Source organism: Xanthomonas arboricola pv. juglandis (assembly GCF_001013475.1).
In the GTDB taxonomy this organism is placed as follows: domain Bacteria; phylum Pseudomonadota; class Gammaproteobacteria; order Xanthomonadales; family Xanthomonadaceae; genus Xanthomonas; species Xanthomonas arboricola.
The window spans coordinates 904,337-931,326 of record NZ_JZEF01000002.1 but is presented as its reverse complement, the minus strand read 5'-3'; the positions used below and the strand labels follow the sequence as shown (position 1 = coordinate 931,326).

At 65.9% G+C, this 26,990-nt stretch carries 22 protein-coding genes and 1 pseudogene; 11 read left to right on the top strand and 12 right to left on the bottom strand.

Features of this window, described 5'->3' with window-relative positions; all coding sequences use genetic code 11:
• Positions 1-6: 6 nt before the first annotated feature.
• Entirely contained in the window at positions 7-2,718 is a 2,712-nt protein-coding gene (locus tag XARJCFBP2528_RS09375) for a sensor domain-containing diguanylate cyclase (protein WP_162200821.1), read from the bottom strand.
• Between the two features lie 315 nt (positions 2,719-3,033).
• Between XARJCFBP2528_RS09375 and XARJCFBP2528_RS09370 the strand changes: the two genes are divergently transcribed.
• Together XARJCFBP2528_RS09370 and XARJCFBP2528_RS09365 are read left to right on the top strand one after the other, a co-directional pair.
• Positions 3,034-5,913 (top strand): M16 family metallopeptidase, encoded by a 2,880-nt coding sequence (locus XARJCFBP2528_RS09370; RefSeq protein WP_016902980.1) that lies wholly within the window; start codon positions 3,034-3,036, stop codon positions 5,911-5,913.
• A gap of 313 nt (positions 5,914-6,226) precedes the next feature.
• A complete protein-coding gene (locus XARJCFBP2528_RS09365) occupies positions 6,227-7,174 on the top strand; it encodes a GAF domain-containing protein (protein ID WP_047124600.1) in 948 nt (315 codons plus the stop codon).
• A gap of 821 nt (positions 7,175-7,995) precedes the next feature.
• Here the strand turns inward: XARJCFBP2528_RS09365 and XARJCFBP2528_RS09360 are convergent.
• Positions 7,996-9,009, bottom strand: a complete 1,014-nt coding sequence (locus tag XARJCFBP2528_RS09360) for a hypothetical protein (RefSeq protein ID WP_026064432.1) — start codon at positions 9,007-9,009, stop codon at positions 7,996-7,998.
• 280 nt (positions 9,010-9,289) lie between these two features.
• Positions 9,290-10,042 carry a DNA-formamidopyrimidine glycosylase family protein gene (locus XARJCFBP2528_RS09355; RefSeq protein WP_016902977.1) on the bottom strand — a complete coding sequence of 251 codons (753 nt, stop codon included), beginning with the start codon at positions 10,040-10,042 and terminating at the stop codon, positions 9,290-9,292.
• Between the two features lie 108 nt (positions 10,043-10,150).
• Between XARJCFBP2528_RS09355 and XARJCFBP2528_RS09350 the strand changes: the two genes are divergently transcribed.
• Together XARJCFBP2528_RS09350 and treA are read left to right on the top strand one after the other, a co-directional pair.
• On the top strand, positions 10,151-10,933 hold the full coding sequence (locus tag XARJCFBP2528_RS09350) for a DUF72 domain-containing protein (RefSeq protein WP_047124599.1): 783 nt from the start codon (positions 10,151-10,153) through the stop codon (positions 10,931-10,933).
• A gap of 406 nt (positions 10,934-11,339) precedes the next feature.
• Entirely contained in the window at positions 11,340-13,013 is a 1,674-nt protein-coding gene (gene treA / locus XARJCFBP2528_RS09345; protein WP_047124598.1) for an alpha,alpha-trehalase TreA, read from the top strand.
• Between the two features lie 145 nt (positions 13,014-13,158).
• On the opposite strand, the gene XARJCFBP2528_RS09340 is transcribed toward treA, so the two are convergent.
• From XARJCFBP2528_RS09340 to XARJCFBP2528_RS09335, 3 genes are all read right to left on the bottom strand, one after another.
• The gene (locus XARJCFBP2528_RS09340; protein WP_016902974.1) at positions 13,159-13,935 is read right to left on the bottom strand and encodes an arabinan endo-1,5-alpha-L-arabinosidase; all 777 of its coding nucleotides are present in this window, start codon (positions 13,933-13,935) and stop codon (positions 13,159-13,161) included.
• A 21-nt stretch (positions 13,936-13,956) separates the two neighbouring features.
• Complete coding sequence (locus XARJCFBP2528_RS23980; protein WP_016902973.1) at positions 13,957-14,118, bottom strand: hypothetical protein; 162 nt, start codon at positions 14,116-14,118, stop codon at positions 13,957-13,959.
• A 91-nt stretch (positions 14,119-14,209) separates the two neighbouring features.
• Positions 14,210-14,449: a hypothetical protein gene (locus tag XARJCFBP2528_RS09335; RefSeq protein WP_144422389.1), complete on the bottom strand. Its 240-nt coding sequence runs from the start codon at positions 14,447-14,449 to the stop codon at positions 14,210-14,212.
• A gap of 203 nt (positions 14,450-14,652) precedes the next feature.
• Between XARJCFBP2528_RS09335 and XARJCFBP2528_RS09330 the strand changes: the two genes are divergently transcribed.
• Together XARJCFBP2528_RS09330 and xopV are read left to right on the top strand one after the other, a co-directional pair.
• Entirely contained in the window at positions 14,653-15,348 is a 696-nt protein-coding gene (locus tag XARJCFBP2528_RS09330) for an AIM24 family protein (protein WP_016902971.1), read from the top strand.
• Between the two features lie 430 nt (positions 15,349-15,778).
• Entirely contained in the window at positions 15,779-16,801 is a 1,023-nt protein-coding gene (gene xopV / locus XARJCFBP2528_RS09325) for a XopV/AopV family type III secretion system effector (RefSeq protein WP_047124597.1), read from the top strand.
• A 149-nt stretch (positions 16,802-16,950) separates the two neighbouring features.
• On the opposite strand, the gene cycA is transcribed toward xopV, so the two are convergent.
• Complete coding sequence (gene cycA, locus XARJCFBP2528_RS09320; RefSeq protein WP_016902968.1) at positions 16,951-18,327, bottom strand: D-serine/D-alanine/glycine transporter; 1,377 nt, start codon at positions 18,325-18,327, stop codon at positions 16,951-16,953.
• A 199-nt stretch (positions 18,328-18,526) separates the two neighbouring features.
• Between cycA and XARJCFBP2528_RS22330 the strand changes: the two are divergent.
• Positions 18,527-19,632: pseudogene (locus tag XARJCFBP2528_RS22330) on the top strand (expansin EXLX1 family cellulose-binding protein); the annotation flags it as partial.
• 62 nt (positions 19,633-19,694) lie between these two features.
• Here the strand turns inward: XARJCFBP2528_RS22330 and XARJCFBP2528_RS09310 are convergent.
• On the bottom strand, positions 19,695-19,910 hold the full coding sequence (locus tag XARJCFBP2528_RS09310) for a hypothetical protein (protein WP_026064430.1): 216 nt from the start codon (positions 19,908-19,910) through the stop codon (positions 19,695-19,697).
• Positions 19,911-20,083: 173 nt separating this feature from the next.
• Here XARJCFBP2528_RS09310 and XARJCFBP2528_RS09305 point away from each other — a divergent pair, with 173 nt between their 5' ends.
• The gene (locus XARJCFBP2528_RS09305; RefSeq protein WP_016902965.1) at positions 20,084-20,875 is read left to right on the top strand and encodes a transporter substrate-binding domain-containing protein; all 792 of its coding nucleotides are present in this window, start codon (positions 20,084-20,086) and stop codon (positions 20,873-20,875) included.
• Positions 20,876-21,011: 136 nt separating this feature from the next.
• Here the strand turns inward: XARJCFBP2528_RS09305 and XARJCFBP2528_RS09300 are convergent, their stop codons facing one another.
• On the bottom strand, positions 21,012-21,887 hold the full coding sequence (locus XARJCFBP2528_RS09300; RefSeq protein WP_016902964.1) for a DMT family transporter: 876 nt from the start codon (positions 21,885-21,887) through the stop codon (positions 21,012-21,014).
• Between the two features lie 250 nt (positions 21,888-22,137).
• On the opposite strand from XARJCFBP2528_RS09300, the gene XARJCFBP2528_RS09295 reads away from it, so the two are divergent.
• Together XARJCFBP2528_RS09295 and XARJCFBP2528_RS09290 are read left to right on the top strand one after the other, a co-directional pair.
• Positions 22,138-23,040 carry a class I SAM-dependent methyltransferase gene (locus XARJCFBP2528_RS09295; RefSeq protein WP_374057773.1) on the top strand — a complete coding sequence of 301 codons (903 nt, stop codon included), beginning with the start codon at positions 22,138-22,140 and terminating at the stop codon, positions 23,038-23,040.
• Between the two features lie 206 nt (positions 23,041-23,246).
• Positions 23,247-23,801 carry a hypothetical protein gene (locus XARJCFBP2528_RS09290; RefSeq protein ID WP_016902962.1) on the top strand — a complete coding sequence of 185 codons (555 nt, stop codon included), beginning with the start codon at positions 23,247-23,249 and terminating at the stop codon, positions 23,799-23,801.
• Between the two features lie 171 nt (positions 23,802-23,972).
• Here XARJCFBP2528_RS09290 and XARJCFBP2528_RS09285 read toward each other — a convergent pair whose 3' ends face one another.
• The gene (locus XARJCFBP2528_RS09285) at positions 23,973-24,185 is read right to left on the bottom strand and encodes a hypothetical protein (protein ID WP_016902961.1); all 213 of its coding nucleotides are present in this window, start codon (positions 24,183-24,185) and stop codon (positions 23,973-23,975) included.
• 419 nt (positions 24,186-24,604) lie between these two features.
• On the opposite strand from XARJCFBP2528_RS09285, the gene XARJCFBP2528_RS09280 reads away from it, so the two are divergent.
• Positions 24,605-25,150, top strand: coding sequence for a hypothetical protein (locus XARJCFBP2528_RS09280; protein ID WP_016902959.1), 546 nt, complete (start codon positions 24,605-24,607; stop codon positions 25,148-25,150).
• 65 nt (positions 25,151-25,215) lie between these two features.
• Here XARJCFBP2528_RS09280 and XARJCFBP2528_RS09275 read toward each other — a convergent pair whose 3' ends face one another.
• Together XARJCFBP2528_RS09275 and XARJCFBP2528_RS09270 are read right to left on the bottom strand one after the other, a co-directional pair.
• The gene (locus XARJCFBP2528_RS09275) at positions 25,216-26,115 is read right to left on the bottom strand and encodes an NAD(P)/FAD-dependent oxidoreductase (RefSeq protein ID WP_016902958.1); all 900 of its coding nucleotides are present in this window, start codon (positions 26,113-26,115) and stop codon (positions 25,216-25,218) included.
• Between the two features lie 425 nt (positions 26,116-26,540).
• Positions 26,541-26,981, bottom strand: a complete 441-nt coding sequence (locus XARJCFBP2528_RS09270; protein WP_016902957.1) for an Rrf2 family transcriptional regulator — start codon at positions 26,979-26,981, stop codon at positions 26,541-26,543.
• Between the last annotated feature and the right edge of the window lie 9 nt (positions 26,982-26,990).

Genomic DNA, 26,990 nt, shown 5'->3' with positions numbered 1-26,990 from the left:
GCTGCGTCAGCGCGTGGCGTCGCGGCCGGCGCTGTCGTTGCCGTGGCGGGCGCGTTTGACGGCGTACATCGCTTCGTCTGCCGCGTGCATCAGGCTGGCAGCGTCGGCCTGCTGGCCGTGTTGCCAGGCGACGCCGATGCTGGACCGAATCGGCAGATGTTGCTCACCGAACACGGCACCCGCCGCCGATGCGGCGCGGATCCGGTCTGCCACGGCGGCGCATTCGGTCTGCGGATCCTGCAGGTTGTCCAGCAACACCACGAATTCGTCGCCGGCCAGGCGCGCCACCAGATAGCGGCCTTCGGCCGCCTGCTGCAGGCAGCGGCCGAAGGCGACCAGCACCGCGTCGCCGGCGCGGTGGCCGTGGACGTCGTTGATGCGTTTGAAGCCGTCCAGATCCAGGAACATCACCGCGACCGCGCACCGCTGCTGTTGCGCCTGGGTCACCGCAACCTGCAGCGCCTCGGACCAGGCGTGGCGATTGGGCAGGCCGGTCAGTGCGTCGCGGGTCGCGCGCTCGTGCATCAGCCGATGCAGGGTCTTGTGCGCGGTGACATCCTGCGCCATCAGGAAGAATCCCTGCGCCTGCGTCGCTGCGCCCTGCATTTCCGGCACCAGGGTGATTTCCACATCGCGCGGTGTCGCGCCGCCACGCAGGACGTGTTCGAAGTGGGCGCGCTGCCCGGCGCTCACCTGCGCCAGCGCAGCGCGCGCCTCCGCACCGAGCTCTTCGCCCAGCACCTGGGTGATCGCGCAGCCGACCAGACTGGCCGGCTCCACGCCGAGCCAGTCGCGATGCGCCTGGTTGGCGAACAGGCAGCGCTGCGCGGCATCGTAGTGCCCCACCAGGGTGGGGGTGGCATCGCTGATCGCACGCAGCCGCGCTTCGCTTTCGGCCAGGCGTTCGGCGGCGACATGGCGTTCGGTGACGTCCTGGATCTGCGAGACGAAATGCACCAGCGACACCGACAGCTGCGCCCAGATCACCGCACCCTGCTGGCTGATGTAGCGCTTGGCCAGGCTGTAACTGTCGCGTTTGCCGTCGATCAGTTCCTGCACCAGGCGCAGGTCCATGTCCAGATCGTCCGGATGGGTGATGGTCTGGAAGGTGGTCCGCAACAGCTGCTCGCGCGGATATCCCAGGATGCTGCACAGCGACGGGTTAACGTCGCGCCAGTCGCCATCCAGCGAGACGATCGCCATGCCCTGCGGGGCGGTTTCGAACGCACCGCGGAAGTGCTCGGCCGCCAGCTGCGCGGCGGCCTGCGCCTGCAGCTCGGCGGTGACGTCGATGGCCATTGCCAGGTAGCCGGACACCCCCTGCTGCGCGTCGTGGATGATGTTGAAGCACAGCCGTACGCGCCGCAGTCCGCCGTCCTTGCGCACCAGGGTCCAGAGTTCTTCTTCGAGCAGGTCGCCTGCGGCAGCGGCGGCCAGCTTGAGATACGACGGCGGCGACAACGCCAGCGTGGCCATGTGCCGCTCCAGCTCGGCCGGCAGATGGAACTGCGCCGGGCAGCTGCCCAGCACCTCGTCCGCCGTGTAGCCGAGCAGGCGCTCGGCGCCGGGATTGAACAATTTGATGCGCCCGTTCGGATCGAACGCGATGATCGCCACATCCTGCGAGGCGTCCACCAGCGACTGCAGGCGTGCGCGCTCGCCCGCCAGCGCAGCCGAGGCATCGCGCAGCTGGGTGATGTCGTGCATCACGCATACCGCACCCAATGCCGCGCCCTGATCGCTGACCACCGGGTCTGCATTGCACAGCACGCTGCGTGCCGGCTGGCCGGTGGCGCGGATCACCATCTCGGCATTGCGCACATGCTCGCCGGCCCAGGCGCGCACCAGCGGGATGGCCTCGGTGGGCAGCAGCGCACTGCCGTCGGCGTTGTAGAGATCGAAGTGCTGCGCCCATTGCGTCGGCGGCAACAGGCGCGGATCGGTGCCGTGCCATTGCCGGGCAGCGTGGTTGAATTCATGCAGCAGCCCGTCGCTGTCGCAGGACACCACGCCGTCGGGCATGGCCTCCAGCAAACGGCTCAGGGTCTGCCGCTGCGCCTGCGCGGCCAGCCGGTCGCGACGCGCCTCCAGTTGACTGACGGCCTGGCGCGCCAGACGGATCAGGCCTTGCTTCTGGTTCTCGTCGAGCACGCGCGAGCGGGTGCTGAGCGTGCACAAGGTGCCGTAGGCATAGCCTTCGCGGCCGACCAGCGGCACGCCCACATACGAGCGGATGCCCGGCGCGGCAGTGACCAGCGGGTTGAGCGCGAAGCGCGGGTCGGCCTCGGCGTCGGGGATCTCCAGCAGCTCGGTCCCCATCACCGCATACGAGCAGAACGACGCGCTGCGCGGGGTGCCTTCCAGATCGGTGCCGCAACGCGCCTTGAACCACTGGCGGTCGGCGTCCAGCAGGGACACCAGCGCCATCGGGGCGCCGGTGATGTTGGCGGCCAGCCAGGCGATGTCGTCGAATTCGGCCTCCGGCTCGGTATCCAGCACCCCCAACCGACGCACCGCCTCCACACGCAGGGCGTCGTCGGCAGGAATCGGCACGGGCGGCAACAGAAGGGTCATAGCGTGATCGGCGGGCAACGTCTGGGCAAGGTAGGTCGCCCCAGGTAACGGCGAGGCGATGATCAACTTGAGCGCGTGCGGCCGGGCCTGCTTGCTGATGGTCAGCGTGCCGGTGCCGAGCCCGCCCCCCCGATCTGCCGGCATCGGGATGTTGGAAGGATCCAAACACGACCGGGCACGTGCCGGGCCTGCGCAATCGATCGCCCCACCGGGCGTGGTGCACACCGCACACCGGCCATCTGCACCCGCCACGCCATCACGCCCGTGCCGGATGGGAACCACCTCCGACGCGCTGGGGGGGGACATGTTGCGGTTGCTGCGCCCTGACCAGCGCCGGCCCGGGCGTCCCGTCGCGCGCCATCCTGCCGGTAGTCGCACATCCCCCCCCTGCCGGACAGCATTTGCGACGCCGACAGGCAGCCACTACCCTCGGCCGATTGTCCTGCTCTGGAGTGTCACATGCTGCGTCCGCTGTCCCTGTTGATCGCCGGTGTGCTCGGCGTCGCTGCCGGTACCGTTGCTCCCGCCGTCGCTGCCGCCCCGGCCAGCCTGTCCAAGCCCGCGGCCAGCAGTGCCATTCCCGAGATCGGCTACACCCGCTTCACCCTGCCCAACGGCCTGACCGTGGTGGTGCACGAGGACCATAAGGCGCCGGTGGTGGCGGTGAGCATCTGGTACCACATCGGTTCCGGCGACGAACCGGCCGGCAAGACCGGCTTTGCGCACCTGTTCGAGCACCTGATGTTTTCCGGCTCGGAGAACAACAAGGGCAGCTTCTTCGCGCCGCTGGAAAAGGTCGGCACCACCGACATGAACGGCACCACCTGGTTCGACCGCACCAACTATTTCGAGACCGTGCCGACCACCGCGCTGGACACCGCGCTGTGGCTGGAATCGGACCGCATGGGCCACCTGCTCGGTGCGATCGGCCAGGAAGAACTCGACACCCAGCGCGGCGTGGTACAGAACGAGAAGCGCCAGGGCGAAAACCGCCCCTATGGCCGCGTGGACCAGAACATCCTGTCCAACCTGTTCCCGGCCAACCACCCGTACCAGCACGACACCATCGGCTCGATGGAAGATCTGGACGCGGCCTCGCTGGCCGACGTCAAACAGTGGTTCAACGACAACTACGGCGCCGCCAACACCACCCTGGTGCTGGCCGGCGACATCACCGTGGCGCAGGCGCGTGCCAAGGCGCTGCAGTATTTCGGCGACATCCCGTCCGGCAAGCCGGTGGCGCGCCAGCAGCCGTGGGTGACCCCGCTGGCCGCGCAGAAGCGTGGCGTGCAGCACGACCACGTCTCGCAGCCGCGCATCTACCGCACCTGGGCCGCGCCGCAGCTGGGCAGCGATGCAGCGATCCAGCTGGACCTGGCCACCACCGTGCTCGGCGGCGGCAAGACCTCGCGGCTGTATCAGCGCCTGGTCTACCAGGACAATCTGGTCGATGACGTGTCGGCGGCGATCCAGCCGTTCGCGCTGTCCAGCCAGGTGCAGATCCAGGCCGACGTGAAGGACGGCGTGGACCCGGCCAAGGTCGAGGCGATCATCGACGAGGAGCTCAAGAAGTTCATCGCCCAGGGCCCGACCGCCGACGAGCTGCAGCGCGCGCAGGTGGCCTACCGCGCCGGCTTCGTGCGCGGGCTGGAAAAGGTCGGCGGCTTTGGTGGCAAGGCGGTGATCCTGGCCGAGGGCCAGGTCTACCGCGGCGACCCGGGCGCCTACAAGCAGGATCTGCAGCGCGGCCAGGCCGCCACCGTGGACAGCGTCAAGCAGACCGCCGCCACCTGGTTCGGCAAGGGCGACTATCTGCTCACCGTGCTGCCGGCCGGCAAGGATTTCGACCCCGCCGCCGAAGACAAGGCAGTGGTCGCGCGTGGCGAAGAACCCGGCAAGCCGGCGCCCAGGCTGCCGGCCGCCGGCAAGTACAAAACCACCGCCTCCACGCTGGACCGCAGCAAGGGCGTGCCGCAGACCAGCCAGTTCCCCGACCTGAGCTTCCCGCAGCTGCAGCGCGGCAAGTTGAAGAACGGCGTCGAGGTGATCCTGGCCGAGCGCCACACCATCCCGGTCACCCAGGTGGAGCTGCTGTTCGATGCCGGGTATGCGGCCGACCAGGGCAACAAGCTCGGGACCGCCAGCTTCAGCGCCGCGCTGATGAACGAGAGCACCGCCGCGCTGGATTCGGTGGAAGTGGCGCAGCGTCGCCAGCGCCTGGGCGCGATCACGGCGGTCGGCTGCGATCTGGACAGCTGCAGCGCCTCGCTGGATGCGCTCAACGACCAGCTGCAGCCGTCGCTGCAGCTGTTCTCCGACATCGTGCGCAACCCGGCCTTCAAGGCTGCCGACATCGAGCGCATCCGCGGCCAGTGGCTGGCCGGCATTGCGCAGGAAAAGACCCAGCCCAACAGCCTGGCGCTGCGTGCGCTGCCGCCGTTGCTGTTCGGCCAGAACCACCCCTACGGCATCCCGCTCACCGGCAGCGGCACCGAGGCGGCGATCAAGAGCCTCAACGCCCAGGACCTGCAGGCCTTCCACCGCCAGTGGCTGCGTCCGGACAACCTGCGCATCCTGGTGGCCGGCGACACCACGCTGGCGCAGATCATCCCGCAGCTCGATGCCGCCTTCGGCGACTGGAAGGCACCTGCCACGCCGTTGCCGAAGAAGAACCTGGTCCAGGTCGCCGCGCAGCCCAAGCCGCGCGTGTACCTGATCAACCGCCCGGATGCGCCGCAGTCGGTGATTCTGGCCGGCCTGCTCGCACCGTCCACCAAGGCGCCGGACAACCTGGCGATCGGCGTGGCCAATGGCGCCTTCGGCGGCACCTTCACCTCACGCCTGAACATGAACCTGCGCGAGAACAAGCGCTGGGCCTACGGTGCCGGTACCCGCATGCTGGATGCGCAGGGCCAGCGGCCGTACATGTTCTCCGCGCCGGTGCAGACCGACAAGACCGCCGAGTCGGCCAACGAGATCCTCAAGGAAGCCACCGCGATCATCGGCGACAAGCCGCTGACCACCGACGAGATCGAGAAGATCAAGAACCAGCGCATCCGCGCCCTGCCCGGCAGCTTCGAAACCACCGGCGCGGTGCTGGGTGCGATCGAAGGCATCGTGCAGTTCGACCGCCCCGACGATTACGTGCAGACGCTCAAGCCGCGCCTGGAAGCGATCGACCAGCCGGCCGCGCAGAAGGCCATCAAGGAAATCATCGCGCCCAACGCGATGACCTGGGTGATCGTGGGCGACCTGAAGAAGATCGAAGCCCCGGTGCGTGCGCTCAAGCTGGGTGAGGTGCAGGTGCTGGACGTGGACGGCAAACCGGTCAAGCGCTGAGGCTGATCAGTCGCACACCGACGGCGTGGCTTTCGAGCCGCGCCGTTTCCACATGCGCGGTACGCGATGGTGCGTGTGCGTATGACTCCCCGGTTCCTGCGTGCAATGCGCAGGCATCGCACTCGGGTTTGAAATCTCGCGCCGGCGCTTCAGTCCGCCGGCTCCATATCCCCCTAGCCTGCGCAGCACGACGGGGATGCGGATCTGAATCCGCCCTGCAGGCCGTGCTCGGGCGCATGGCAAATCCACGCCGCGTTATCGGCGGTGCCGGTATCGTTACATCTTTCTCGCTCGCGCTTGCCTGGCTTATTCGATGAAGCAAATGCCCCTGGCTGACGAAGCCTCCCGCCAACAGGTCCTGGACGGCTATCGCATCGTCGACAGCCTGCCCGAGGACACCTACCAGGACGTGGTGCAGGTGGCGGCCTCGCTGTGCAACACACCAATCGCACTGATGTCGCTGGTCGATCGCGACCGCCAGTGGTTCAAGGCCCAGCTCGGCCTGGGCATGCAGCAGACCGACCGCAGCCAGGCAGTGTGCGATCACGCCATCCGCAGTCCCGAGCAATTGATGGAAGTGCGCGACCTCACCCAGGACAGCCGCTTTGCCGATGTCTCGGTGGTCACCGGCGAGACCGGCGCGCGCTTCTATGCCGGCATGCCGCTGGTCACCTCCGACGGCGTGGCATTGGGCACCGTCTGCGTGCTCGACACCGAGCCGCGCACGCTCACCGACATTCAACGCACCGGGCTGCAGGCATTGGCACGCGTCACCATGCGCCTGCTGGACGAGCGCAAGCGCGAGTTGCAGCTTGAGCGCGAGGCGATCCTGCAGCCGGTGGCACCGGTTGCCGCCCCGGCGGCGGCCGACACCGGTTATTACCTGGTGATTCTGGAAGTGCAGGAACTGGCCGCGCTGGCCGAAAAACAGAGCGAGCGGCTCCTGGGCCGCGCCTTGCAACAGCTCGACCAGGCCCTGGCCGCACAGGCGCAAGCCAACGGCGACAGTGTGGACCGCGTGACCGACAGCGCCGAATTCATCGCCGTGCTGCGCGATCCCAATGCCGAACAGAAACTGCAGCGCCTGCGCGACATCGCCCAGCAGCAGCATGCGCACGGGCTGACGGTGCTGATCGGCCAGGCGCAGGCAACCCGTGGCGACGAGCCGATCGGGCAGGTGTTCCTGCGCGCGGAAGTCGCACTGAGTGCGGAGAAAGACCGTTACCGCCAGAGTCTGGCGCGGGACGGCCTCAGCGCCTGATGTAGCGCGGGGCGACAGTCCGGCTGCCGGCTGATCTGCCGCTTCATAGATGTGCCCTCACAACTCCCGCTGCGCGCCTCCAACCGCGCTTGCGTCGCGGGCGTTCCAAGGCGCACGCGCCCTTGCCGCGAAAGCCGTGCCTTCTCGCCCCGGCGGGAGGGGATTTTAGTCCCGATATCTGACGAAGCTGCCTTACTTCTCCAATTCCTGTCGGGACGCTTCGCTTCTCCGGGAGAAGGTGGCGCGCAGCGCCGCTCGTCCACTTCCACTTCGCGCGGCGACCAGGTGATTGAGCGGTGTGGGTGAGTCGGGTGCAGAGCTGCGGATCTGCGGTTTGGCTGCAGGGTCCTTGCCCACCCACCATCGCAGGACACGCCGCAAGTACATCCTTGTGGGCGCTTACGCGGCATCCATGCCGCGTAAGGTCCCGCGACGGTGAGCGGGCAAGGACCAGGCGAGATGGTCGGTGTGCACGGTAAGAGCAGTGCTTGATCCGCGTTGTTCGGATCGTCGTGCGGCCAAAAATCTTCCCATCGCAAGCCGAGCAGCAATCAGGTTTTCACCTGGCCGCCGACCAACTTTCTAATGCGGTGTCCTTGCCGGTTGCGCGACCCTTGGCGGCATGCATGCCGCCAAGGAGCCTCCTTGGACGGACTCACGGCGGGTCCCGCGAGCGGTGAGGGCACCGCGCAATCGACTCACTCGCCGTCACGCGTCAACGCTGCGAGTGTGACCGATGCGTTGCCGCCATCGAGACAGCTTTAGAGCGGGGTTGCCCGCCATTCCTGGTCAGCTGCACCCAACCGCATTCACTGACCCACTCACCCGATCGCACACTGCTTCAACTGGCGGTCCGCGTACCACAGCGCGCGGCGGGCCAGATCGTAGGCGCTGTCGGCCTGGCGCGGCAGCATCTGTGCGGCCATCACCGGGTCGGCGCCGTTGTTCAAGGCATGCTCGGCACGCTCCAGATCGCCCAGGTGCGTGCGCACCGGCGACAACAGGGATTTGCGTTTGGATGCATCGCAACGCGCGCTGCGTTGCTCCAGCGCGGCCAACGCCTCGCGGATGCGGCGGCTGGCTTCTCCCTTGAGATCGGGCGGCGTCTCGTGCGCGATCGGCGCGGCCTTGTAGGCATCGCCGGTCGCCTCGCTGCCCACCTCGGCCTGATTGCCGGCCAGCGCGGGGTTGAAGCGCACATCCGGCGGTGGTCGCGCCTTGGCCACCTGCGTCTGCGGCCCGTTGAGCATGTCGTTGAATTTCTTCATGCCGCGATTCATTTCCTGCATCGCCACATCGCCCAGCGTGCCGTCGCTCTTCCAGTCCTTGGCAAAGCGCGTGTCCTGGTACTGCACCGGATTGACCCGTTCCATCACATTGCGCGCCTTGGCCTGCGCGCGTTCGTCGGCCATGCCCGGCGGCACCGCGGCGCCGGCCTGCGCCAGCGGGTCGACCTGCGCATCGCGCGGCATGCGCAAGCGGCCTTCGCGGGTGTAGAGCTGGGCCGCCATCGATTCGCCAGCGGGCGCGTTGGCGGCGGCCACCTGCCGCTGCGGCGGTGGGGTACGTGTCGGCGGTGGCGCACTGCGCGCGGATGAGGCCGCGGCAGGAGCCGCGCGCGGTGTGGAGTCGCGTTGCTGCGGCGGTGTCATCGGCGCCGGCAGCGTCAACTGCGGACGCGGCACGAAATACACCTGCAAACTGTCGTCGTGTCGCACCGTGTCGCGTGGCGGCGGCATATACAGCAACAGGCAGGCAAGAAAGAACAGGATGGCGCCCGTGCATGCGACAGCGGCGACATGCGGGACAACCGTTTCCTTCCTGCGGGTAATCACAATGCGGGAGACCGATGAGATGAGAGATGCGCACGCCGCACCGTGAACCCGGTGCAGGACGCGCAAATCTAGCGGGCGTGGCGTTTGCGCGCGTTTGAAATTCGTTGTCTGGGCCGCAGGCGCCAGCCGCCATTCACATTAGCGAGCGTGGCGGCCGACGCCCGCTGCTTGCCGACAGGCGCTGCCCTGCCCCGGCGGCATGGATCCTGCAGGCTGTGGCGGCGGTCGTTCGCCCTACATCCGGTCGATGCCGACTGGCCAGGGTGCGGGCCGCACATGCTCAGTCATCCTCCGGACGGTACAGCCGCTGGCAGACCTCGCAGAAAAACGCCCGCCGCCCGGCCTTGCCCAGGTGCTTTCGATACTGCAGCGGCGCGCCGTCGCGCGGGCAGCTGGTTTTGGTATGCACCTGATAATGCTTCTTCAGCACGAAGGCCTTTTTCCAGCTGTAGAAGTCGAAGCTGTACGCGCGCGCCTGGGTAACCAGTTCGCCGAGCTTGCGCGCCGGCAATGCGCCCAACGTGCTTTCCGGATGCACACGGATGCGATGCAGCACTTCGTTCTTGATGATATTGCCGACGCCGGCAAAGATGGTCTGGTCCAGCAACGCATCGGCGGCCAACATGCCGGGTGCGGCGCGCAACTTGCGCCGTGCCTGCGCGCCATCCCAGAGCGGGTTCATGACATCTGCGGTCCAGTCGTAGACCTCGTCCAGCGGGCGCTCGATGAACTGCACCGAGCAGGCGTAGAAATTCAACCGCTGGCCCTTGGAAAACTCCAGGCGCAGACGCGGCACCGCATTCGGCTTGTCCTCGTCGATGCGATAACTGCCGAACAACAAAAAGTGGATGCGCACGCTGAACTGCGCGCACTCGATCAGGAAGTGCTTGCCCCAGCTGCGTAGCGCCAGCACCTTCTGCTGCTCCAGCCGCGCGATGTCCTGCTTGCTGTTGCCGGACACGCGCAGGATCTTGCGGCCGACAAACGCTTCGGTCTGCTCGCGCAGGATGACAAGGGAAGGACCTTCAGGCATGCGCCCAGTATCGAAGTCGTCGGTGAGTCGGCCGTGAGCGCAGTGCACACGCAACGCTGACATGCGCGCATGCATAGAGTGCTGCCCACCCGATCTTGCGTACACCTCATGCAGGCTCGTTCATCCATCGCCCTGCCGCGCATGCGCTGTGGCTGCGCAGGCTGGTCGATTCCGGCCGCCGACCGTGCCGCATTCGGTGATGGTGCCAGCGTCCTGCAGCGCTATGCCACACGTTTTGATGCAGTGGAGATCAACTCCTCGTTCCATCGTCCGCACCGTGCCAGTACCTATGCACGCTGGGCCGAGAGCGTGCCGGAGGATTTCCGCTTTTCGGTCAAGCTGCCGCGCAGCATCAGCCACGATGCACGCCTGCAGGGTGTGGGTCCGTTGCTGGATGCCTTCCTCGCCCAGGCCGGTGCGCTGGGTACGCGACTGGGCTGCCTGCTGCTGCAACTGCCGCCCAGCGCTGTGTTCGATGCGCCGGTGGCGGCCAGGTTTTTCGCCATGCTGCGGCGGCGCTGGGACGGCGGCGTGGTCTGCGAACCGCGCCATGCCAGCTGGTTTCTCCCGCAGGCACAGACGCTGCTGGCACGCCACCGCATCGCACGCTGCGCCGCCGATCCGGCGCCGGTGCCGGACGCCGCCACACCGGGTGCGACAGCCGGCCCGCAGTACTGGCGCTGGCATGGCGCACCGCGCATCTACTACAGCAGCTACGACGACAGTGCGCTGCAGACACTGGCCGACGCGGTGCGCAACGCAGCGCAGGACGCAGCGCACCCGCAGGCAGAACGCTGGGTGATCTTCGACAATACCGCCGCCGGGCTGGCGGTGCCCAACGCGCTGCAGCTGCAGCGTTTGTTGCAGACCGATCGGGAGCACCAAGGCTGACGCGCGAGGACGGCACGCCATCTGGCTTTATCCGGCGTGCCGCCGGGCGCGTCCACGCGGCGCTGCAATTGGTCAGGCGAGCAAGGCCGAACTGCTGCGGGCCGTTCCCACGTCCGCCGGCTGCCGTGCACAGGCAGTGCCGCCCGCCGCGCGCTGTGGCGCGCATCTTGCAGCAATGTCGGCAATCCGACGCGGTCTGCACACGGCTCAAGCTGCCTCGATCCGGGCCGATAGGCCTGAATCGGCAACGCAACCCGCGCAACCACCTGCAGCACCGCGTCGGATCACCTTGCTGAATCCAGTCGTCTCCGTGCGAAGCCTGTCGCCTGCCGACACCGTCGTCCGGCCCCGCCCGCCACTTCGGTCGTTTACCATGCCGCACGTCACTGCCCGTTCTGGAGATGCCATGAGTTCTGCCGCGCCCCCGTGCTGCACGTCGCTGCTTGGCCTGTCGCTGAGCATGTTCGTGGCCCCCTGCACGCTGACCGCCGCGCCCATGGACACCCAGGTCGTCAACGCACCGGCGGCCACACCGCCCACGCCCGACCTGGCCTACCCGGAACTGTTCCAGGCGGTGCAGAGCGGCGAGCTGTTCGACGACCAGAAGCACTTCGTCGACTTCCTGCCGCTGCGCGACCCGGCGCTGATCAACGCCGACTATCTGGCGCAGTACGATCACCCCGGTTTCGACCTGCGCAAGTTCGTGGACGCCAATTTCGAAGAGTCGCCGCCGGTGCAGACCGACGCGATCCGCCAGGACACCGCGCTGCGCGAACACATCGACGAGCTGTGGCCCAAGCTGGTGCGCAGCCAGACCCACGTGCCGCCATACAGCAGCCTGCTGGCGCTGCCGCATCCATCCGTGGTGCCGGGCGGGCGCTTCCGCGAGGTGTATTACTGGGATTCCTACTTCACCATGCTGGGCCTGGTGAAGAGCGGCGAGACCACGCTCAGCCGCCAGATGCTGGACAACTTCGCCTACCTGATCGACACCTACGGGCATATCCCCAACGGCAATCGCAGCTACTACCTGAGCCGCTCGCAGCCGCCGTTCTTCTCCTACATGGTGGAACTGCAGGCCGGCGTGGAAGGCGAAGCGGTCTACCAGCGCTACCTGCCGCAGCTGCGGAAGGAATACGCCTACTGGATGCAGGGCAGCGAAGACCTGCAGCCTGGCCAGGCCGCGCGCCATGTGGTGCGTCTGGCCGACGGCAGCCTGCTCAACCGCTACTGGGACGAGCGCGACACCCCGCGCCCGGAAGCCTGGCTGCACGACACCCGCACCGCCGCCGAGGCCGGCGACCGCCCGGCCGCCGAGGTCTACCGCGACCTGCGCGCCGGCGCCGAGAGCGGCTGGGACTACACCAGCCGCTGGCTGGCCGATGGGCAGAACCTGCGCACCATCCGCACCACCGCCATCGTGCCGATCGACCTGAACAGCCTGCTGTATCACCTGGAGCGCACCCTGGCCCAGGCCTGTGCGCAGCCGGGTGCCGAATGCGCGCAGGACTATGCGGCGCTGGCACTGCGCCGCAAGCAGGCCATCGATGCGCACCTGTGGAACGCGGCCGGTTACTACGCCGACTACGACTGGCAGACCCGCAAGCTCAGCGACCAGGTCACGGCCGCGGCGCTGTATCCGCTGTTCACCGGCCTGGCGACCGACGCGCATGCCAAACGCACCGCCAGCACCGTGCGTGCGCGCCTGCTGCGCCCCGGTGGCCTGGCCACCACCGCAGTGAAGACCGGCCAGCAGTGGGACGAGCCCAATGGCTGGGCACCGCTGCAATGGGTGGCGGTGGACGGCCTGCGCCGTTACGGCGAAGACGCGCTGGCGCGCACCATCGGCGAGCGCTTCCTCACCCAGGTGCAGGCGCTGTTCGCGCGCGAACACAAGCTGGTCGAAAAATACGGTCTGGAAGCCGATGCGGCCGGCGGCGGCGGTGGCGAATACGCGCTGCAGGACGGCTTCGGCTGGACCAACGGCGTCACCTTGATGCTGTTGAATCTATACCCGGACACAGCGACCAAGCCGGCGCCGGCCAAACGCGCGCGCAAGCCCGAAGCGGCCGCGCGCTGAGTGTGCGCCAGGGCTGCCGGGCACTGCCCGGCAGCCCTGGCGGCCTTGCGGTTCTGCAGTCGGCAACACCGGCGGATCGCTGCACCATCCATCGCCTGATCGCTGCGCCAGTGCAGCGCGCAGCAGCGTGTTCGATTGGTTGCTGCTACTGCACCACCGGCCATGCACTGCCGTCGTAACCCAGCCGGTTGATGCCCAGGCGCGCGTCGCCGCGGTCGTCGTAGTAGTGGTAGACCAGGATGTCGCCGTCGCCATCGCGGAACACCGATTGCCCGCCCGGCCCATGCATGCTGCCCAACCCGGACTGGATCACCGTGCCGCCGCCGTTGCGCATGTCCACACCGGCGCGATCCAGGTACGGCCCGGTCACCGAGCGCGCACGCCCCACCGCAATCTTGTAGGTGCTGCTGCCGCCCTTGCAGCACGCATCGAACGACACGAACAGGTAGTACCAGCCATTGGCCTGCTGGATGAAAGGCGCCTCCACCGCGCCCGGGGACGGCCGGCTCGCCAGGCTGTAGCGCGTCGTGTTGCCGGACAGCTGCTTGCCGGTGCCGGGATCGAGCTGGATCAGCTTGATCCCCGACCAGAACGAGCCAAACGCCAACCACCACTTGCCATTGCCGTCCACCACCAGATTGCCGTCGATGGCGTTGTAGTCGTCGCTGCTCTTGGAGGTGTAGACGATGCCTTGATCCTTCCACGAGCCAGGCTTGCCGGTGCTGCTGCTGGCAAGCGCAATCGCCGAGGTATTGGTGGCGAACTTGGAGGCGGTGTAATACATCAGATACTTGCCACCGTGGAAGGACACATCCGGCGCCCACAACTGGTTGTCCGGGTTGTAGCTGCGCACCCAGCTCGGCATGCTGCTGAAGATCGCGCCCGCATTGCTGAACTTGGTGCGGTCGGTACTGGTGACCACGCCGGTGGTGGCATAGATGTACTAACGCCCATCGCTCAGCTTGAGCATCGACGGATCGTGCACGATGGTGTCGCCGCTCACCACACCCGGCCCCACTGCCGCTTGCGCGGGTGCGCTATGCAAGCCAGTGGCAGCAGCGGCCAGGGCCAACAGCGACGCGATCGCGCCACCACGCAGCGACATTCCAGACCAGCCCCCTTCCACTCGACTGCCACCAACAACGCGCATCGCCCAACTCCTTGAACAACGTAAAGACGTTTTCTGCAGGAGCAATCTAGCCCTGCAGCAATGCCACGAATCCGACGCCGATCTCAGAAGCACGGTGCAGGCCGAGCGGTTGTTTTATTTGCGACGTGCCTTCGTGCCGAACTGTGTAACGCAGCTGAGATTTCATATGCTGGAGCGTGGCGCGCATAGAGTCACTGCACCAGTGGCGTATCGGCGTTATCTCTTCATCGTCGTGCAGTGCGTCGATGCCACCCCGCATCCATGACGCTGCAAAAAGCTGCAGCACCACTTCACCACGACGCACAGATCTTGATGGATGGGCACCTGGTTGTGGCTGTCATCGCGCGCGACGCGCTGACTGAGCACCATGTGCGCCGCAACATCGGCGCGCCATCTGTGCACACGCACAGCGACGCGCACACCAGTACGCTTCGAAGATACAGGCCTGCCGCGTATCATGCGCACTCTTTCACCCTCCAGGACGGACCCATGGCCGTACGCACGCTCAACGCATTTCTCGCCCATTCCAAGGAAAAGGACGTCAGCCCCGATCCGTTCGAACTGGAAAACCCGCACCTGCTGGAAGTGCGCCTCGACGGCATGGTGTGGTCCAAGGCCGGCGCCATGGTCGCGCGCACCGGCAACGTCAAGTTTACCCGCGAGGGATTGCTGGAACAGGGCCTGGGCAATCTGCTGAAGAAGGCGGTCAGCGGCGAAGGCATGCAGCTGATGAAGGCCGAAGGCCAGGGCCGGGTGTATCTGGCCGACCTCGGCAAGCTGGTGACCTTGCTGCGTTTGAATGGCGAGGCGATCTTCGTCAACGGCAACGACGTGCTGGCGTTCGAATCCGGCGTCGAGCACAAGATCACGATGATGCGCAAGGTGGCCGGCATGCTGTCCGGCGGCCTGTTCAACGTGCGCCTGAGCGGCCACGGCATCGTCGCCATCACCTCGCACTACGAGCCGCTGACCCTGCCGGTCACCGCCGCCAGCGGCCCGGTGTTCACCGACCCCAATGCCACCGTGGCCTGGTCGGGCACGCTGTCCCCGGAGCTGGTCACCGACGTGTCGATCGGCACGCTGTTCGGCCGCGGCTCTGGCGAAAGCCTGCAGATGCGCTTTGCCGGCGAAGGCTGGGTGGTGGTGCAGCCGTATGAAGAGGCCAGCTTCCAGGCCAAGGGCTGATCCAGACCCCCGGCAGCAATCAACAATGCGCATCGCCTGGTTGCATGCTACGCAGCTGGTCAGTTTTCCAGTCACGGCGCAGTGCGCAGTGACAGCTGCGCATCCCAGCCACCCTGTAGGAGCGCCCCTGGGCGCGAGGGCCTTCCCGGTAACGCCATGGATCGTAATCATGCGAGCGCGCGCGTTCGGTTGCGAATGGACGCCGAGCATCCTCTGCGTCCAATCCAGCGTCAATGCCGGCGCAGGCAAAGACCGCGCCTGGCGCTGCAGCAGCGCAGCGCCAGTCAGCTGCAGAACCAGCGATGCCCTGCTTCCTTGCCGGCAATGGCTTGTGACCCTGTTTCGCCGAGCCCCACATCAATTCGGAATCGTGCCTGCGCAGACGCACAGTTCCGTCCGACAGTGTGCTTTGACCCACTGGAGCAATCACATGAAAGTCTCCGCAACCCTTTCCCCGACAGCACACGCAGCACCGGATGGCATCGATCCGCCGGGCCCCAGCGCAATCTCCCAGCGTGGCGCCGCGCCCGCCGGCGGGCCGCTCGAGAGGCTGCCACGCCTGCGCCGCAGCAAGTCAGCTGCGGCATCCGCAGCGGCATTCCCGACAGACAGTGAACGCCTCGACGCGCTGTTCGGCAGCGCTCAGCCGGCACGCGGAAAGCTGCTCGAGACCGAGCAAGGGACCGTCCATCGAACGCCAATCCAGAAGCAGGAAATAGAGAATCTCGGCGACGGCCGCGCGCGGGTGAAGATCAATCCGACACGCCTGTTCGTCTCCACCGCCCCGGCGCTGGGCGCGGCAGATCGCAGTGATGCCTCCACGCTGGCTGCGCGATTCAACCTGCGCAGCGATCAGACCCAGCGCATGTTGAGCACGCCAACGTTCCATGCACATACCGAAAGAAACCCTGCAGGCACCTCGCAAGCCTCGCTCGCGCAGCGCCTACGGCTGGACGATCTCCGCGAGAAGAAAGTCGAATACAAATGGAACATCGCAAAGAACGGCAGCCTGGTGATCGGCGAGGTGCATCCGGGCGTGCCCCTGGATGAGCCGATGACAACCAAGCAGGCACGCAAAAAGAAGCAACCGTTCGCGCAAGGCCACGTCACCCTGATCGGGGGTCAGCCATGGCAGGAACCGTGGCAAGGCAATCGCCTGATCCCCGAAGCCCGCATCTGCGGCACGCTCTATTACGACGAACACGGCGAACTGTGCATCGATAACGATTCCGGCCGCTTCAGCGAGTATGCGGATCGCACGCCCGGGCATCTTGCGCGGGTCGCTGACATCTTCGCGCAGTATGGCCTGGCGGTGACACCGAAATGGTTGAAGAAAGAGCCCGTCGCACTGCGACATCAACCCGGCGCAATGCAGAAGGCGGCGCAAGCACAAGGCCAGTCCAGGGACGACGCCCAGGACGGTCGATTCGATACCTCACCTTTCGCAACCTGAGCGATACCCGCGCGCATGAGCAAACCGTGATCGTCCCGGGAAGATGGCCAGTGCTGCATGCGCACTAGGCGTCATTCGAATGACGCCTAGTGCAAACATGCGGCAACCGCCGTACCTCATATCGCACTGCTGCCAGGCAGACCTGCAGATCAGTGCTTTGGCTCCGATAGCCGCTTGATTCCGTAGCCAATCGCCAGCAGCAGGAACCACACCGGACTGGCCAGCAAAGCCTGGCGCGTGTCGGCCTGCAAGGTCAGCAGCACGATGACGAAGGCGAAGAACGCCAGGCACACGTAGCACATCAACACGCCACCGGGCATCTTGAATGCCGAGGCCGCGTGCTGCTCCGGGCGCTTGCGCCGATACGCGATATAGGCGCACAGGATCAGCGACCACACTAACATGAAAAGCACCGCCGACAACGTGGTGACCAGCGTGAACGCAGTGACCAGGTTGGGGATCAGATACACCAGCATCGCGCCCAGCAACAGGCATACGCAGGAGAACAGCAGCCCACGCGCCGGCACCGCTGCGCGCGAGAGCTTGGCGAAGCCCTTGGGCGCATGCTGCTCCTCGGCTAGGCCGTAGAGCATGCGGCTGGTGGAGAAGATGCCGCTATTGGCCGAGGAGGTGGCCGAGGTCAGCACCACGAAGTTGATCAGGCTGGCCGCCGCCGGCACGCCGGCCAGCACGAACAACTCCACGAACGGGCTCTTGTCGGCCACCACCTGCCGCCACGGCGTCACCGCCATGATCGCGATCAGCGCCAGCACGTAGAAAATCAGGATACGTACCGGGATCGAGTTGATCGCCTTGGGCAGGTTGCGGCGCGGGTCTGCAGTTTCCGCCGCAGTGGTGCCGACCAGCTCGATGCCGACGAAGGCGAACACCGCGATCTGAAAACCGGCGAAGAACCCGCCAATGCCCATCGGGAACATGCCACCGTCGTTCCACAGGTTCGACAGCGAGGCCACATTGCCCGAGGGCGAGCGGAAGCCCCACGCCACCAGCCCGGCGCCAGTGATGATCAACGCAGCGATGGCGACGATCTTGATCAACGCGAACCAGAACTCCATCTCGCCGAACAATCTGACCGTCACCAGGTTCAAGCTCAGCAACAACAACACGCACGCGATGGCCGGAATCCACGGCGCCAATCCCGGAAACCAGAACTGCGCATACGCCGCAATCGCGATGACATCGGCGATGGCGGTGATGATCCAGCAAAACCAGTACGTCCAGCCGCAGAAGAACCCGGCCCACGGCCCGAGCAGATCGGTGGAGAAGTCGATGAACGACTTGTACTCCAGGTTGGACAGCAGCAGCTCGCCCATCGCGCGCATCACGAAGAACAGCATCGCCCCGATGATCAGATAGACGAACAGGATCGACGGGCCAGCCAGGCTGATGGTCTTGCCCGAACCCATGAACAGCCCGGTGCCGATCGCGCCACCGATGGCGATCAGCTGCAGGTGGCGATTGGAGAGACTGCGTTGCAGATGATCGGGCGCGGACGGATCGGACATGGGGCACGGCACCGGCAAGTGAACAAGCCATCAAAAATACGAGATCGCGGCAGCGCGCACCAGCGGTTTGAACACCAACGCCGGGTAGGCCGGCAAATACGCCTGCGCATGCCGAGCGGACAGCGCCATGCTGCGGTGCGCACAGTGCGGGTTGCGCGCACCGTGTTGCACCATGCAGCTTAGGCTGCGCCCTGGCAGCGGCATGCAAGCCCTGCTCGCATTCGCCGATGGCGGTTGTGACAACTTCTCACCGCAGTTGGGCACGCAGCAGCAAGCCTGGACAGCCGGCTTGAGCACCTTCGCTACCCGCTACGCCAAGAACGCCGGCGTGATCGGCATCGACTTGGGCAGCAGCGGTTACCGCAATGCCACCTGGGCCGGAAACAGCGCAGATGCCGACTGGAATCGCATCGCCTCACGCGCGGCGCCCTGGGCGATGGCGACCCGCGCGACCCCGCATGGCAACAGGCATTGAGCGGCTATCTGGCAAGCACCGGCATGCGCAGTGCCTTTCTGGGCAGCTGGGAAGTAGGCAATGCCAACAATGGCGGCCTGCTCGCCAGCGATGGCAGCCCGCGCAGCGACAAGCTGCAGATCCTGCATCAAGCGTGGGGATGGGCGACAGCTACATCTGCCAGCGCATCCGCAAAAAGCGCGAGCACCGCCAACGCGAGCAAGGCGACCACCTGGAACAGCACCTTCAGCGGCACAGCGACCTACACCGGCTCCGGCTATTCCGGCGGTGCGGTCCTGCTGGATCCGATTCCCAGCAACGCGTTCATCACCGCACTCAACCCGACCCAGATGAACTTCGGTGGGGTCAAGGCCGCACTTGCCGGCGCGTATCTGGAAGTGACCGGCCCCAAGGGCAAGACCGTCGTCTATGTCACCGACCTGTATCCGGACGGCGCATCCGGCGGCCTGGACTTATCACCGAATGCCTTTGCTGCAATCGGCGACATGGTGCAAGGGCGCATCCCGATCAGCTGGAAGATCGTGCGCGCACCCATCACCGGCAACGTGCAATACCGCATCAAGGAAGGCAGCTCGCGCTGGTGGGCCGCGATCCAGGTGCGTAACCACGCCTACCCGGTGGTCAAGTTTGAGGTGAAACAAGGCAGCAGCTGGAAGAGCCTGCAAAAGATGGATTACAACCACTTCCTCGGCGAGCAGCTCGGCAACCAGCCCTTGTCCATTCGCATCACCGATATCCGTGGCAAGGCCATCCTCGATACCATTCCCGCGCTGCCAGAAGACGGCAACAAGCCTGTGTACTTCGAACCGGGCAACGTGCAGTTCCCCTGACGTGTTAATCAAATCGGACGTGTTAATCAAATCGCAAAACGCAGCCCAGCAACCAACACTTACTAGCCCCCAGCAAGCCCACCACCTACACGGCCCGGCAGTGCCTGATCGTCATCCTCTTCCAGATCGCCTACCTCCTCGCGCAAACCGCCTTGCTGCGGCGCCTGCTCCTCCAACGGAATTTCTTCTTCGTTGGTATCCGGATCGGGCGTGCCATGCCCCGCCACGCTTGTGGTGAATGTGGTCATCGGGCGAGCAGTACGTGGATTGAGATGCATGGACGACTCCGTTGCGTTCAGTGGTGCATCAACGCTAGGCCGCACAACGCTAGCGCGCCGTGAGCCTGAGCATCGCCGCGCTGACACGCTGTTGACGTGCGTTTGTTGAAAACGCGCCGAAACCAGCGGTGTAGTCCATCGTTATCATGACGACTCATCTTCGAGGCCAAACCATGCGTTATCGCACTCTGCTCGCATTCCTGCTGACCTGCGGCAGCGCGCAGGCTGCCGAGCCTGCCTCACGTCTGGATGCAGTGCTGCAATCCGGCGTGCTGCGCGTATGCACCACCGGCGACTATCGTCCTTATTCGTTGCTGCGCGCAAACGGGCAATTCGAAGGCAGCGACATCGCGCTGGCACAGTCGCTTGGCGCCAGCCTGGGTGCACGCGTGCAATTCGTACGCACCAGCTGGCCGCAACTGATGCCCGATCTACTCGCCGATCGTTGCGACATTGCAGTCGGCGGCATCTCGGTGACCTTGCAGCGGCAACGCCAGGCCAGCTTCAGCACGGTGCTGGACGTGGACGGCAAGATCCCGCTGGTGCGCTGCGCCGACCAGACGCGTTACCGCAACATCGCGCAACTCAATCGACCCGACGTGCGCGTGATCGAACCGCCCGGCGGTACCAACGAGGCCTTCGCGCGCCAACAATTGCCGCGCGCACACCTGCGCCTGTTCGCCGACAACACCACCATCTTCCAGGAGCTGCTGCAGCAGCGCGCGGACGTGATGATCACCGACGCCTCCGAAGCGCTCCACCAGCAGGCACGCCTGCCCGACCTGTGCGCAATCGCACCGGAGCAGCCGCTGCAATACGGCGAAAAAGCCTTCCTGCTACCGCGCAACGACCAGCCCTGGAAAGCGTACGTCGACCAGTGGCTGCACCTGAGCAAGGCCAGCGGCGAGTACGCGCGCATCGTTGAAACCTGGCGCGCACCGCGCAAGGAATCCACTGCGCCGTAGCGGGAATCGGGAATCGGGAATCGGAAATCGGAAATCGGAAATCGTAATAGCATCGAGCGCAGCGCGGCAGTTCGAAGCACCGCCGTTCCGATTCCCCATTCCCGACTCTCCATTCCCGCGGCGCACAGCGCCGCCCTCAAACAATCTTGGTCCGCCGCCACCACCGCGACACCTGCTCCTCGCGGATCAGCGTGAACAGGCCCGCGCCCAGAATCAGTGCGATGCCGACCGCCATCGGCCAGTCCAGGTGGTCGTGGAACAGCAGGTAGCCGAAGGCGATCGCCCACAGCATCTGGCTGTATTGGGTGGGCGCAACCACGCTCACCGGCGCCATGCGCGTGGCGTACATCAGGCAGATCGCCGCCAGGCCGGCAAGCAGGCCGTAGCCGGCCAACAGCCCCCACTGATACAGCGTGGGCCAGACAAAGGTCGGCAACATCATGATCCCGCCCATCACCAACGGGCCGATCACCCCGGCGCCGTACAAGGTCAGGCGTTTTTCGCTATGCCCGGCCATGCGCAGCGTGATGACCGAGATCGCACCGACCAGGCCACACACGATCGCGGCCACATGCCCGTGGGTGAGATGGCGAAAGCCCGGGCGCAGCACGATCAACACGCCGATAAAGCCGACGATCACCGCCGACCAGCGCCGCCAGTGCACTTCTTCCTTGAGGAACACCACCGACAGCACGGTGACGAAGATCGGCATCAGGAAGATCAGCGCAAACGCCTCGGCCATCGGCAAGGTGGTGAACGCAATCACCGAGGTCAGGTTGCCGATGGCACCGGTGAGCGCACGCAACAGCCACAGGCTGGGTTGCTTGGCCATCACCAGTTCGCGCAACCGGTCGTCCGGCTTCTTCAAAAATGGCACGGCCACCAGCATCAGCAGTGCACCGAGAAACAGCACTTCGTAGACCGGCAGCGTGCCTTCCAGCAGCTTCACGAACGCATCGCTGATCGAATAGGCCGCATAACAGGCAAACCCCAACAACACACCCTTCAGCATTGCCGATCCTCCACGGTTGGCGCCAATCGGACAACATGTCGACGGGGGCAGTGCGCAGTATGCGGTGCGGCGTGCGTCAGAGGAATCGGCGCACGCATCCGGGTACGACGGCTCATGTATCGCACCGTCACCGTCGCAGACGACCCGGCGGCTCGTGTCGCTGCAGATAAGCGCCGCTGCGCCGCCGCGCCATCATGCCGACGCTGCGCTGGATGCGCATGCGTGATGGGGTCGGTTACGATGCCAGTCCATCCCTCGCACCAGCAGCGCGCGTGACGCGCGCCCACCAGACCAGCGACTCGTGCCCCACTACTCCGGCCCATTACTCATTTCCTCCGATGCCCAGGCGCTGCTTGCCGCGCGCGGCAGTGGTCTGACCCAATGGACCGGCTCGCTGGACCTGGGCCGCAGTACCGGCACCGCGCAGATGGATGCGCAGACCTGGCAGTGGCGCGGCAGGGGCTACCCGTATCCGGGCAAGTTCAAGGAGCGCACGCTGTACTTCTGGGACGGTGATGATTTCGCCCCGATCTCGCGTTTCAGCGGTGCGCTGATCAAGCTCGTTCCCACCGAATGGGGTGCGCCCACCTTCGAGATCGATGGCATCAAGATGCTGCCGTCGGCGCAGCTGTCGCCGTTCGACGATGCGCGCCGCAAGGTGGCGCTGGTCGACCCGCGCGGCAAGATCGTGCTGGATACCTGCGGCGGGCTGGGCTACTTCGCCGCCTGCTGCCTGGAGGCCGGGGTGGCGCAGCTGCACTCGTTCGAAAAGAATGCCGACGTACTGTGGTTGCGCACGCTCAATCCCTGGTCGCCGGACCCGGACGATGCCGCCTACGGCGGACGCCTGCAGCTGACCCACGCCGATATCTCGCAGCACATCACCACGCTGGCAGACGATTCGGTCGATGCCATCCTGCACGACCCGCCGCGCTTCGGCATTGCCGGCGAGCTGTATTCGCAGCTGTTCTATGACCAGCTGGCGCGGGTGTTGCGTCGTGGCGGCCGCCTGTTCCATTACACCGGCGCGCCCAACCGGCTCACCAGCGGGCGCGATGTGCCCAACGAAGTGAGCAAACGCCTGAGCAAGGCCGGCTTCAGCACGCAACTGGCGCTGGATGGTGTGCTGGCGACGCTGCCGGCGCGGCGCTGATTGCGGGATTTTTGCGGCAACTGAAAATGCGCAGATCGGTCGCGGCCAGCTGCAGGTCGGCGCTGCACGCCAAGCCGCAATGCAGCAGACAGATGCCGACCCGGGCACTGGCCGCCTCCGTCTGCCTGGAGTGCAGCCGGTGTGCCAGCCACGCCTGACCAGCAAACGGATCTGCGATACTGCAGCGCCCACGACAAGGACGTTGCATGCGCATCCGCTTTCCGACCTGGTTGCTCGCCGCGCTGTTGGTGATGACCGGCGCACACGCGCAGACCGCGCCGCAGACGTCGTCGCCGCCGCAGCCCATGTCCGAAGTCACCACCCGCCATCCGGTGACCACCGCGGTCCTTGCCGGGCGTACGATTCGCCTGGGCGAACACGCCGGCAAGTGCGCAATCCTGCGCGATGACGAAGTGCTCCCGCTAGGCATCGGCGCACCGTGCTACTTCAGCACCAATCGCCAACACGGCGCCCAGGTGCACCATTTCCACGGCAGCGACATCGTGCTGGTGCAACACGCCCACCCCACCTCTGCGCCGGACTGGGATATCAAGCTGTACGGGGCGATCTGCGCGTTCGAAGCGCAGGCCGTGCGCGAAGTCGATGGCGTGCTGGAACCCGGCAGCGTCGCCAGTTCCTGGCACTGCGACCCGACCATGGGAGGCGATCAGAAGCAGTTCGTCTACAGCTATGACACCTGGCCCAAGCGCGAGACGCAGCCGCCATCACGCAAGCAAAAGCAAAAGCAGACACAGCCCTGATGGCCGCATGATGCGCAGGCATCGATCGGCGCAAACGGTCGCCACGGCCCTGTGACCCGACGGCTGATCAACACCGTGTACCAAACAGCGGCTTGCCGCACGCCTGCGCAGCCGCGTCGTCGTCGACAGTGCGGCACCGCAGTTGCGCATGCTGTGCAACCACCGCGCAGGTCATCGCCTGCCGCGTCGGTACGTCGTCCAGGCAACGTAGGTGAACCAGGCGATGATCGCCAACGGCACACTGGTCAGCAACGCATCCCAGCAGACGGCGATCCAGAACCGCTGCGGGTCTGCATCCGCGTAGAAGATCCTGGTCGGCCGGCCGCGGATGACGCTGATATAGCGCCCCGTGACGATCGCCTCCAGCACCAGCCACAGCCGCATGCAACAGGCGATCGCCACGACAACGGCTCCACCGCCGATGATCCATTCGTGGATCCGGGATGCTGCGGGAGCTGGCGCAGGTGGCGGTGATTTGGGCCGCTTTTTTTTCACGCAGGCATCGGTTCGATGGTGGCGGCGCAGTGTACGCGCAGCGCAACCGGCCGAGGCCATCCATCGCACGCATGCAGCACCTGGTGGTCGCGCAACGAGCGCATGACACGCACCTGCCGGCTGCGCGCGGCCGTTATACTGATGGCGCAGCGCACTCGCTCAGAGTGAATGGAATGCTCCACGCTGCATTCGTCTCAGGGAAGATGGCCAGCAACAATGCAACATGGATTGTCCGGGCGCTTCCTTGGGGTTTTTGCCGTCTTCGCCATGCAGTGGCGACAACGGCCTCGTACCAAGGATCTTTCGCTTTGAAGACGTTCACCACCTTCCTGCTTGTCTCTCTCAGTCTGCTGCTGGCTTCCTGCGGTGGCGGTACCACCACCGGCGCCTCCAAGCTCTCCTCCAGCGACTACCTGCTACACAACATCTCGGTCTGGAATGGCGCGGTCACCATCATCGACCCGTGGGTGTCGGGCGATCGCGGGCAGAGCCTGGTGGCCGATGCCGTCGCGCACAAGCCGCTGGACAGCTACAAGACCGCACTGGGCAGCCAGCGCAAGGCACTGGCCGCCAACGCGCAGGCCAATACCGCCGTGGCCTCGGGCGTGCCCGACAACGCCAAGGACCTGGACGGCAAGCTGTCGGCCTACCTCAAGCGTGCCGACGCGATGATGGCCGCGCTCGAACGCGTGGCGGCCCTGCCCAACGGCTACGGCAACGCCGAGCTGGCGCCGTTGGCCAAGGATCTGGAAACCGTGTCCGCCCAGCTCAACACCGATATGGAAGCGCTGAATACCGCGCAGCGCGCGTATTCCAAGCAGCACAAGATTGCGATGCAGGAAGTCAGCCAGTAAGCAGCGCAGCCACGATCTCCCCTGCAGGCCGGCATGGTCTGCATGGGTTGATCGCAACACGCCGCTCAGTTGCTCAGACCGAACATCAACGAGCGATGCGTTGCCACGCCGGCCATTGCGCCGCTGGCAACCGCAAAGGCGATCGATGCCGCCGGGTTGGCCACATCACCGCAGGCAGCGATACCCGGCACTGAAGTGGCCTGCATGGCATCCACCGCGATATGACGGCCCAGCGGCCCATCGCTGGTGCTGCATCCCAGCGATGCGGCCAAGGCACTGAGTTCGGTCTGGGTGGTGATGAACAAGCCATCCAGCGCACAGACCTGTCCATCCCGTAACACCAGCTCCAGCACGTCGCCGTCGCCTTGCAGCGCCGCCACTGCGCCGCCCACCACGTGCACGCCACGTGCCTGCAAGTGCGCGTGCTGTGCCTCTTCCAGCACCACCGCGTCGTTCAAGAACAGCTGTGTTGCACCCCAGTCCGGCAGCATGGCCGCCTGATGCACCGCAAAGGCGGAGGTGGCGAGCACGCCGATGCGCCCCTGGCCCAGCTCATAGCCGTGACAGTACGGGCAGACGAACACCTGCGTTCCCCAGCGCTGCGCCAGGCCGGCCAGCGCCGGCAGACGATCGACCACCCCCATCGCCAAAACAACGCGACGCGCGGTATGCGTGGAGCCATCGGCCAGCGTCACCTCGAAGGCTTCCGCCTCGCCGCGTAGCCGTGTCACCTGGCCGTCGGCCCATTGCACGCTCGGATAGGCCAGCAGCTGCGCACGTCCGGTCTCGGCAATCTGCGCAGGTGATGCACCGTCGCGGCTGAGAAACCCGTGCGAGGTGGTGGCAAAGCGATTGCGGCGCTGGCCGCTATCGATCACCAGGATCGTACGCCGGGCACGCGCCAGCTGTAGCCCGGCCGACAGTCCGGCATAGCTGCCGCCAATGATGATCACGTGGTGCTGCATGTCCGCTCCCGGTTGAAATCCGCTTTATGTACTTTTCGATGTTACATGAAAAGACCGGCGATTCAACCGCGCTGTGCTGACGTTGCTATCTGCTCGATGGTTGACGGGTTGCGCATGCGACCGAGGGTCGATGCGTTGCCCGCTGTCGCGCTTGCCGTGATCGGCTGCGATTCGCGTCATCGCCTGAAAGCAATGGGCAGTGCGGCGTGGCGGTGCTGCGCGGGTGCGCATATACACGCCACGTCAGGAAACGACAGCGTCCTGGCAACTGCGCCTGGCTAAGCGCGCCCTGTCTGCGATCGATGCCGACCAGCTGCCGCAAAGCGCATGCCTATGCCGCACGGGACTGCAAGCACAGGCACACCGCGCGTCTGCCATCCCGGCTGCACGCCATGTACAACGGCGTATGCAACAGCTGGTGTGCGTCAGCGCCTGCGTCTGCCTGTCGGCAGACCGGCAGGCAGCGAGGCTGTCGTGCACAGTGCATCGAACTCGTCCGCCAGCGTTGCCAGCGTCACCGTGCCCAGGCGCTGCAGCAACACGGCTTGCGCCTCGGCCAGCGCGTCGGCGATGGCTGCGTTGACCACGCGCTCCACGCCACATTGCGGGTTGGGGTGATCGGCGCCGATCGCAAACAAATGCGGGCCTCCCACTGCACGGTGCACGTCCAGCAATGTCACCTGGGTCAGGTCGCACGCGATATGCCAGCCACCGTTGTGGCCCTTGCTCGACTGCACGTAGCCGGCAGCACGCAAGCCGGCCATGGTCCGACGCACCACCACCGCATTGGTCGACAGCATGCCGGCGATCTGCTCGGAGGTCATCGGCTGCTGGCTTCTGCCCATGTGCAACAGCACATGCAGCATGCGGGAAAG